This window comes from Asticcacaulis biprosthecium C19, from assembly GCF_000204015.1.
GTDB lineage: Bacteria > Pseudomonadota > Alphaproteobacteria > Caulobacterales > Caulobacteraceae > Asticcacaulis > Asticcacaulis biprosthecius.
In genome coordinates this window covers 306,013-315,881 of the sequence record NZ_GL883079.1, presented here as the reverse complement: position 1 = coordinate 315,881, position 9,869 = coordinate 306,013, and the positions used below count along the sequence as shown (strand labels likewise).

Here is a 9,869-nt window from a genome sequence, read left to right as displayed (position 1 = left end):
ACCGGTTATATCGGCTTCGATGCGACCGCGTCGTCACTGCATGCCGGCAGCCTGGTTCAGATCATGATGCTGCGCTGGTTGCAGAAGACGGGCCACAAGCCGATCGTCTTGATGGGCGGTGGTACGACCAAGGTGGGCGACCCGTCGGGTAAGGACACCCAGCGCCAGCTTCTGGACGACGCCAAGATTGCCGAAAACCTGAACGGTATCAAACAGGTCTTTACGAAATTTCTCACTTTTGAAAGTGTTCAGGGCGGCCACACCGACAGCAACGCCGCTATTATGGTCAATAACGACGACTGGTTGTCGCAGTATGGCTACATCGAATTCCTGCGTACCTTCGGCCCGCACTTCACGATCAACCGGATGATGACCTTCGATTCGGTAAAGCTGCGGCTGGAACGCGAACAGCCCCTGACCTTCCTCGAATTCAACTACATGCTGATGCAGGCGGTCGATTTCCGCGAACTGAACCTGCGCCAAAACTGCGTCTTGCAGATGGGCGGCTCGGACCAGTGGGGCAACATCATCAACGGCGTCGAGTTGACCCGCCGCATGGGCGAGGGTCGTGAGGGCGCACATGCCTTCGGCCTGACCACGCCGCTGCTGACGTCGGCCTCGGGCGCCAAGATGGGCAAGACCGCGTCGGGCGCTGTGTGGCTCAACGCCGACCTGCTGTCGCCCTACGACTACTGGCAATACTGGCGCAACGCCGAAGACAAGGATGTCGGCCGCTTCCTGCGCCTGTTCACCGAACTTCCGCTGGACGAGATCGCGCGCCTGGAAGCACTGGAAGGCGCCGAGATCAACGACGCCAAGAAGGTGCTGGCCGACGAGGCGACGAGGCTCCTGCACGGCGACGAGGCGGCGGCGACGGCCCGCGACACGGCCCAGAAGGCGTTCGAACAGGGTGTTCTGTCGGCTGACCTGCCGACAGTGGAAATCGAGCGCGCGGTGCTGGACGAAGGCATCATGCTGGCGGCGCTGGCGACGAAGATCGGTTTGACCTCATCCAATGGCGAGGCCCGGCGCCTGGCCCAGGGCGGCGGTCTTCGGGTCAATGACCTGGCGATCACCGACGGCAACCAACTGGTGACGGCAATGGATCTGAATGCCGACGGCGTCATCAAGGTTTCCCAAGGCAAGAAGAAAATCCTGCTGGTCAAGCCGGTTTAAGTGGGATTGAAGGAAGATTTGAACCACGAACCACACGAACAGGCACGAACTTCAGGATTCACATGAAGCGCTACGAAGCGGCATTCATGATAAGGGACCGGTCCGCGGCGAGGCCCCTGCAGACCTGAAGTTCGTGCCTGTTCGTGTGGTTCGTGGTTAAAAACCTTCTCAGCTTTGCCACCGCTATGCTCTATCAGAACACTCTGATCAAATTTGAACAGATGATATTAATTCTTTGACCGCGCTTCATTTTCTTCGCGGATCTGGGCCAGCTTGTCCTTGACGGATGGTAACGCCAAAGCCGTGATCGGATCGACCTTCACCTGGTCGCGCTCCCACACCTTGATGAAGCCCGGCATCATCACCGACAAAGGGTCGACCATCGGCGTCGGCGTCTTATACGTCCCGCCCAGGCCATATTTCAAACCCAGCAAGCCCAGGCCGTTCGACCCCAGACTGCCGAACAAGGCATTGACCCGGTAGGCCGGGATCAAAGTCCCACGGAAGTCCATTGTCTTGGCTGTGAGATTGGTCGTCCCGCGCAGACTGAAGCCCATGGCCTCGCCCTCGGCCCAGCCGTTATCGATGAACAGGGTATTGTCGCGAAAGCGCACCGGGAATTCGAAGTCGGAAAATGCAATCCCTTCACCGGTAAGGGTATCGGCTACGCCCTGCAGCGATGCCACGGTCAGAAGCTGCGCCATCACCGGGATCTGCTTGACTCGGACGTTCTCACCCTTCAGCGTCGCATCGATCTGCCCGTCCATATAGGCGCCTTCGATCACGGCCTCGCCCCCCCAGATATTGCGCCCGCCCGAGGCGGTACGAATAACACTGCCCAGATCCCCGGTGGCCAGGCTGAACAGGCTGTACTCGCCCTGGGATTTCAAGGTCAGCGCGACGGGCACCCCGTCAGCCGTGATCGCCGCCCCCTCGCCCGTCAGCCCGCTACGGCCGTCCCAGCTCATATCGACCTTGATGGCGCTGAAGGCGCCTTCCGTCGACATCTTGAGCTTGTCCAGATCGACGACCAGATGCACGGGGCGGACGTCTTCAGTACGTGTCACACCCGGACCAGATAGCGGTTTGGCAACAGGCGTTTCCGTCTTACCGGACCCCTTCAGCCATGGCCGCAGATCCAGTTGCCGGCCGCTGATCGAGATGACATCCGACGCATCGGCGGCAAAATACTGGTAACGGACATCGATGAGATCTTTGAGGTAAAGGTCGGAAAAATCAGCGAATTCCAACCTGCCTTCGGCATCGAATGCGGCACGTCCGTCGATCCGAATCTGGTCACCAGCGGCGGCGATACGTGAGACATTGACGCCCGTCTCACCATTACCCTTGTCGTCCATAGATAGGGCAAAGCGCGCCGCCTCCCCCACGGGTTTGTCCCAATCGGTAGCCTTGATTCGCAGTTCGGCCGCCTGGGCATCGACATTGACCAGGGCGGCCGGATGGCCTGGCGTTTCGTACAGGCTAAACACAAAACCGGTATTGCCGGCAATCTCGATCGGATCGTGGCTGTAGCCAAGAGCCCTCAGCACCTCGTCCGTTACCCGACCCTGGATGCGCAGCGTGAAGGGATCTGCAGTCGCCACGGCATCTCGCGAAGGCATATCAAAATCAACCACTTGCCCCAATAACCTGACCTCACCGCGCAGATGGCCGCCGGTCTGCTGCCACAGAGCCGTAACATCCACTGGCTTGGCGGGTTCGAAGAACGCCACCGGCAACCCCAGGGCTTCCCAATCCTTGGGCATGACCGTCATCTTCAGTCGCCGCAGCAGTTCGTCACTGCCCTCGACTTCCGACCAGCCCAGCACGGCGTTGATATTGTCCAGCTTCAGCAGGGCCTCCCTGGACTGATCGTCCAAGGCGACATTGACCGTCAGATGGCGCGCTTCATTGAACACCGGCAAGCCGCCATAGCCGAGTTCCCGCGCCTCATCCGGCGTTATAATCGATTTGTAGACGAGACGCGCCCGCTTACCTTCGATATAGGCCATGTCACCGGATAGAGCCTCAGCGTCGACCTCGCCGGCCCAGATCTCCCCTGAGCGCAACAGGGAAATCCGCGTCGGTAGTTCGCGCTTCAGCCGTTCGAACACCGGCAGGCCCTGTGCCTGCATGCCGTCAGCCAGAGTGACGCCTTCGATGACCACATGCGACGGGCGCCCGTGCTCAGTTTCCAACTCATCACCCTCCCAGGTGACGCGACCGCGGAATATGTCGGCATCGACCGTGCCCTCTCCCTTACCGCCCGACATAGCGAAATGGCCGTTGATCGCCACCGGCACGCGCGGCGAACCGCCGAACTGCGCCGCATTGAAGCTGCCGTCGAAGTCGACCTCAGCGCCTGGTGCCTCAAAATAAGTGGTGTAGGTGATGTCGCCGGTATAGGGCCCGACCTTGGCCGGTCCGGCGACTTCGATACGGTCGGCCATCAGGTCGCCCTTGACCGTCAGCGCACCTTCGCTCAGGTCCCAGCCCAGAGCCGCCTGAGTCATCGAGGCGTCGGCAATGCGGCCTTCGAAACGCAAATCGAAATTATCGTTCGTCACGCCAAAGGTGGGGAAAGCGATGTCGACCCGGACCGTGGCGCGGCCGGTCATGCGTTCACGAGTCAGCCCTGCTTCGGCCAGCGCCCCGTCGGCCAGCGGATCAACCGCTTCTAGGACGGCGACGGCATCGCCCTCGGCCTCCAGCCAGATGGAAGTTTTCGTGGAACGGTCGTGGAAATCGGGCACCACAAGCGCGCCCTTCGTCAACACCACATCGACCAGGCGCCCACCGTCGACATCCATCATGAAGCTGTTACCCAAAAGCGTGCCGTGACCGCGCAGACCGGTGGCATGGGCCATGCGCTCCTCGATCATCAAGCCCAGACTGTCGAAATCAAAATCGAGACGCAGATCCTCATCCTGAAGCTGGTCTTTCTCGAAATGGCCCGGCGGCGCCTTCAGGACGAAATCGGCATTGGCGTAGTCGCCGCCCTGGATACGCTTGATCAATTCGCTGCGCGTCCCTGGCGACAGATCCTCAGGCCAGAAGGCGAAGACCTCATCCTTGGTGAAATGGCCATTGATCTTCGCGGTCAGGTCGGCCCCCAGCCGTCCCTGCTCGTCGGTATAGACCACACCCTGGCTTTCGAACGGCGCACCATTCAGCAAGCCCTTGCCGGTTTCGATCTCCAGCCGGCGATGCTGTGGGACATAAGCACCCTTGAAATGCGCTTCGGTCAGGGTCTGGTGGGCGAAATCATCGGCCAGGCGTCCGGTCAGGCGCGGACCGGAGAAGTCGAAAGCGATCTTCAGGTCGCGTTTGATCTTCCTGTCGGCCGGCGTGATCACCACCTTGCCGGACAGGTCGGTGTCCAAGAGGTGCGAACGCACGCGGAAGGTCTGGAATTGGGCAGTATGATCCGTCGAATTATAGGTGGCACGGATGCGCGCGCTGTCGAAGACCTGACGGCTGCCGCCGAAGGCGACATGGCCGGCGCCGGCATCCAGGTCGACCCAGGCGCCGTCAAAACCCTTGGCCAGGCTGTAGTCGAAACGAGCCAACCCATTGACGGGGGCATCGATAGCCGCCAGGTGGCGCGTCACGCCGACGGAGGGGAAGACGTGCGCTGGTACCAACTGCTTCAGATTGGCCGAGATGGTCGCCTGTTTCAGCCCGATCACGCCGTTGGCCTGGGCCTGGAAGCTGGCCTGGCTGTCGGCGCCCACAATTGTCAGGTCGGCCTTGGCTTCCAGTCGTCCCTTCAGCTTGGAGAAGTCGATCGCCGCGATCCGGGCGGTCCAGTCCAGATCTGATCCTTCCTGGATAAGGCGTAGCTGCCCGTTTCGGACACTGACCTGGCGCGCGAAACTGGCTGGCCGGCCGAGCTTCTCCTCACCCGTAAGATCAAAGAAGAAGCGATCCAGGCCCGCCGGGCCGGCCCCAGGCTTCCCGCGGGCGTCGAAACCCAAATCATAGCGCCCCTCTTTCGAAACCGAGGCGACGACCAGGACATCGCTGGCCGTCAGGCGCGCCGGCGCAAAATGCCCCAGGATGAGACTGTCGGCCGCCAGCGCCGTCTCCAGCCGCCCGGCGCGCACAATCGTACGTTTCGAGGAGTCCTGAATAATCAAATTGTCGAAACGGAACCCGACGCCGCGCGCACCGGCGAACCAAGCCAGATCGAGGTGGTCGATGCTGGCCTTGGTACCCGGCAGGGTCGCCTCGATACGCGATATGATCAAAGGGCGGATGCCGTCGATCCGGATCGGTCCCAGCGATAGCCGCCACGCGAAAACCAGCAGCATCAGCAGCAGCCAGCCAAAGACGAACAGGCGCGGACGCTTGCGCAAAATCTCTAAGGTTGTCTTGAGCGGCTCGGGCAGCAATTTTTGTGTTTCGTCTGGACGCGCGCCGCCAAAGCAGTGCAGTTGAGGCGACTCTTTTACAGGGTTTGTGTCTTTAGACAGTTAAGCGAGGCTATGTCATGGCGAAATCGTCACAGATGGCAACTTCTTTTACGCCCTATCCCGCGCCCGATTTCGAACTGCCGTCCTCCGATGGCACAGTCGTCCGCCTGAAAGACCTGCGCGGTCATTGGGTTGTGCTGTTTTTCTATCCCACCGACGACACCGAGACCTGCACCAAGGAAGCCTGCGCATTCTCGGAAGCTGTGCCAGAATTCGACACCCGTGGGGTGAAATTGTTCGGTCTGTCGAAGGATGATCTCACCTCGCACGGGAAATTCATCCGCAAGTATGGACTGAAAATGCCGCTGCTTTCCGATGAATCCACGACAACTATCAACGCCTTCGGGTCGTGGGGCGAGAAATCGCTGTACGGTCGCAAATATCTGGGTACGGATCGTTCGACCTTTATTATCGACCCGGAAGGTCAGGTCCGCCAGGAATGGCGCAAGGTGCGCGTGAAGAACCATGTCACGGAAGTTTTGAGCGCGATCACGTCTTTTCTGGCTTGAAATGTCCTTATGCAATCCTTATTTCAGTTGTGGGACTGGGTGGCGGCACCGTTTTTGAAGGTTGTTGGATGCGACTTTCAAATTGGGACGGAAGGCAAGGACCACAATGATCAACCTCCTGTTTTTAATGACGTTCCTGATTTTGCTGGCGCACAGCTTGACAGCCGCGCGAGTTAAACCTTGCGCCGTTCGAATCACCAAGGCATAATTAATAAACGGTTTAGGTGGCGGCGGTTATGCGTGAAAACGGCTCTGAAGGCTTAGGCGACTGGATGGAGTCCATCCTGCCCGAACGCCACATCTTTATCCGCACGGGCGGCGAGACCAAGGGCTATGTCATCAGCCCTGGTAAACAGTTTTTCCTCATCTTCGTGGCATCGGCACTGGCCACCTGGCTGGCCATCTCCACTGGTATCAGCCTGTTCTTCGCGGCGGCCCACGGCAGCGGCGCCGAGAACCAGATGCGTATGATGAAAGCCCAGTCCGAGCGCTGGATCGCTGACCGCCAGGCGCGCCTCGATATGGCGACCCACCACGCCACCGCCAATTCCGGCTCGCTGGAAGACCTGGCCACGACCGTCGAAAACCGCCACGCCGGCCTGGTCAATCTTCTTAAGGACTTCAAGGGCGTACCGGGAGCATCTGTGGCTTTGGCACCGGCGCAGGTCGACGATAGCCTGCCGCCGATGGAACGTATTTACGCCATCCGCGCCGAGCAGGAACGCATGGTCAGCCAGGCTGAAACCTTTGCCAAGACGCGCGCCGAACGCCTTCGCCTGGCCTTCCGTATCGCCGGCCTGAACCCCGCCATCTTCGCCGGTGGCCAGGGCGGGCCTCTGGCCGGCAAGGATGCCAAGACCCTGGCCGCCGTGCTCAATGTCGACGAAGACTTCGCCCGCCGCGTTTCCAACGCCGCCAACGACCTGTCGGACATGCGCGGCCTGCAGAACAGTTCGGACCGCCTGCCGTTTGGCCGCCCAACCCTGGGCACGCGTGAAACCTCGGGCTTCGGTGTTCGCTTCGACCCGTTCAACCATGCGCCGCGCTTCCACGCCGGCCAGGACTTTTCCGGCGCCTATCTGACGCCGATCTATTCGACCGCCCCAGGCGTTGTCTCCTTTGTCGGTGTCCGCACGGGCTATGGCAATTGCGTCGAGATCGACCACGGCAACGGTTTCAAGACCCGCTACGCCCACCTCGCCAACTTCACTGTCAAGACCGGTCAGCGGATCGCGGTCGACCAGCGCGTCGGTTCGATGGGCTCTACAGGACGTTCGACCGGCGTTCACCTTCACTACGAAGTGTGGCTGAACGGTCGCCCGCAAAACCCGGCACGCTTTTTGAAGGCAGGAGATTATGTTCAACAAAACTAACAAACCGGCACAACCTGCGCCGAACAAACCGACCCCGGCTCCGCTCGAGACGCCGCAGGTCAATCTCAACCGCAGTGCCGCAGCCCAAGCGCAGCGCCCCGCTGCCAAGCTGTCCGGCCTGGGCTCAGGCCTGGTCATTGATGGCAACATCACCGGCAGTGGCGACCTGCACCTGGACGGTACAGTTCGCGGCGACGTGAAGTGTGGCCACCTGATCGTCGGCGAGTCCGGCAGCATCGAGGGCAAGGTCGAGGCCGACACCATTGAAGTCCGCGGTCGCATCGTCGGCTCGATCTCGGGCAAGCAGGTGAAGCTTCAGGCGACGGCCTATGTCGAAGGCGACATTACCCACGAAGCCTTGGCCATCGACGTCGGCGCCTATTTCCAGGGCCGCTGCCTGCAGTCGCGTCAAGCCCCGGTTGCCGCCGCGACCAGCCCGTCGGTCAGCGCCCCGGCAGCTTCGACGAGCGACTACGGTTCACCCTCCTTGGGCACCTACGATATCAGCGCTCTGGGCGACCTGAAGTAGTCCACCTCACCGAACTTAATCTGTGAAGAAAGCCGGGCAGCCCTTTGAGGTTCCCGGCTTTTTTTCACATCACAGGCACCCCGCTGGCACCTTTTCAACCGTCCAGTCGGCAACGGGAATCGCCCCCACCGGCTTTTTGACCGCCTTGCCGTAAGCCGTGCCTTTTCCGGTCAGAAAATTGATATCGCAGGTACCGCCAGCATCGGGATCCAACGTATCGCGGCTCATCGTGGTGACGCCGGCGACGACCCATGCCTCGTTACGCCAGGCCAGGGTCAGGGTCTGCTGCCAGCGCGACCGACCGATAGCGTCATTGCCCGACAGCACTTTCAAGCCACCGGCGGGTGACAATTCCAACGACGGTTGGGTGCCCCACATGTTGCCGCTCCACACCAGGTCGGGCGCGAACGCCACAGGCTTCATGCTATCACCATCGGACATGTAGACGATGAGGTCAGCACCGTCCTCGGACTGAACCAGAACGGCACGGTCGAATCCGCCATCCTCGTTCCAGTCCGCCGTGATTGTGGCGATGACACGTTCCGGCGGCACGGTCGCGGGTTGGGCCACGACCGCAGTTGGCATCGCTAACAGAAGCATGAGCGTAGCGGATCGGATCATCGTCATTTCCCTCTTGATTTCGCTACACACTATCTGATCCCTGTTACGCGGTTCAAGTTCAGAAATCCGCGGCAAATGGCACGGACCATGCTACCTGTTGCGCTTCACCGTCTGCGAATCCTCTCATGACGCCCCATCCCGCCAAAATCCGGAAAGCCAAGGTCCGTCCGCCCCTTACCCTTCAGGCCTTCTGGTTCATCCTCAAGGAAACTGTGCGGGAATGGAACGACGACAAGGTGCCGCGTCTGGGCGCCGCCCTCGCCTTCTACGCCATCCTCTCGCTGGGACCGCTGCTGCTGATCGTGGTGGCTTTTGGCGGCCTGGCGTTTGGGCGCGCAGCCGTCGAAGGTTATATCTTCGAAGAGATCAACAAGCTGATCGGCAATGAGGGCGCCCAGGCGGTCCAGACCATACTGGCCAATACCAGCAACCCCAAGGCCAATATCATCGCGTCGATCATTGGCTTCGTGACCCTGGTCGTCTCGGCGACCAGTTTCTTCGCCCAGCTTCAGGACGCGCTGAACGCGATCTGGAATATCGAGGAACGCGAAAATGCCCACTGGACCTGGTTCATCCACAAGCGGTTGCTCAGCTTCGCGATGATCGCCGGCGGCGGTATCATCCTGCTGATCGGTCTGGTGATCTCCGCGATCATGCCGGCCGTTACCTCGGCTTTCGGTAACATGGTACCGCTCAGCTTCGCCGTCCACTTCCTGCATAACCTGGTATCATTCGTCATCATCACCCTGGTCTTCGCCATGATCTTCAAGGTGTTGCCGGACGTTCACATCCAATGGCGCGATACCTGGATCGGCGCAGCCATCACCGCCGTGCTCTTCGCCTTCGGCAAACTTCTGATCGGCACCTATCTGGCGCATAGCGCCTTCACCAGCACCTACGGCGCTGCCGGATCGTTGATCGTCGTACTCGTCTGGATCTACTATTCGACCCAGATCTTCTTTCTCGGCGCCGAATTCACGCAGGTCTACTCGCGCTACATGGGGGCACAGATCATCCTCAAAAAGGGTCGACGCAAGGCCCCGGCCCATGTCACGGCGACCGACAATGCCAACGCCGCCGATAACGCCGAAGTCGTCAACATGGCCAAGACGGAGCCGCAAGCGGCCAAGCCGGAGTTGTAAAAAAGCGCCTCCGGTCGGCCGGGTAAAGACCCTGCACCCACGAC

General features: G+C 60.5%; 7 protein-coding genes. 5 read left to right on the top strand and 2 right to left on the bottom strand.

Annotation, left to right across the window (positions count from 1 at the left end; all coding sequences use genetic code 11):
- Positions 1-1,176, top strand: a 1,176-nt coding sequence (gene tyrS, locus ABI_RS16605) for a tyrosine--tRNA ligase (protein WP_040309534.1), incomplete at its 5' end; no start/stop codon positions are given.
- Between the two features lie 227 nt (positions 1,177-1,403).
- Here tyrS and ABI_RS16600 read toward each other — a convergent pair.
- Positions 1,404-5,534, bottom strand: coding sequence for a DUF3971 domain-containing protein (locus ABI_RS16600; protein ID WP_245531378.1), 4,131 nt, complete (start codon positions 5,532-5,534; stop codon positions 1,404-1,406).
- Between the two features lie 134 nt (positions 5,535-5,668).
- Between ABI_RS16600 and ABI_RS16595 the strand changes: the two genes are divergently transcribed.
- From ABI_RS16595 to ABI_RS16585, 3 genes are all read left to right on the top strand, one after another.
- A complete protein-coding gene (locus tag ABI_RS16595) occupies positions 5,669-6,160 on the top strand; it encodes a peroxiredoxin (protein ID WP_006274203.1) in 492 nt (163 codons plus the stop codon).
- 236 nt (positions 6,161-6,396) lie between these two features.
- Positions 6,397-7,533: a M23 family metallopeptidase gene (locus ABI_RS16590; protein ID WP_006274202.1), complete on the top strand. Its 1,137-nt coding sequence runs from the start codon at positions 6,397-6,399 to the stop codon at positions 7,531-7,533.
- Complete coding sequence (locus ABI_RS16585; protein ID WP_006274201.1) at positions 7,517-8,062, top strand: bactofilin family protein; 546 nt, start codon at positions 7,517-7,519, stop codon at positions 8,060-8,062. The genes ABI_RS16590 and ABI_RS16585 overlap by 17 nt, the downstream gene beginning before the upstream one ends.
- A gap of 69 nt (positions 8,063-8,131) precedes the next feature.
- On the opposite strand, the gene ABI_RS16580 is transcribed toward ABI_RS16585, so the two are convergent.
- Entirely contained in the window at positions 8,132-8,683 is a 552-nt protein-coding gene (locus ABI_RS16580; RefSeq protein WP_157138969.1) for a hypothetical protein, read from the bottom strand.
- A gap of 125 nt (positions 8,684-8,808) precedes the next feature.
- On the opposite strand from ABI_RS16580, the gene ABI_RS16575 reads away from it, so the two are divergent.
- Positions 8,809-9,825, top strand: coding sequence for a YihY/virulence factor BrkB family protein (locus ABI_RS16575; protein ID WP_050808333.1), 1,017 nt, complete (start codon positions 8,809-8,811; stop codon positions 9,823-9,825).
- Positions 9,826-9,869: the final 44 nt, after the last annotated feature.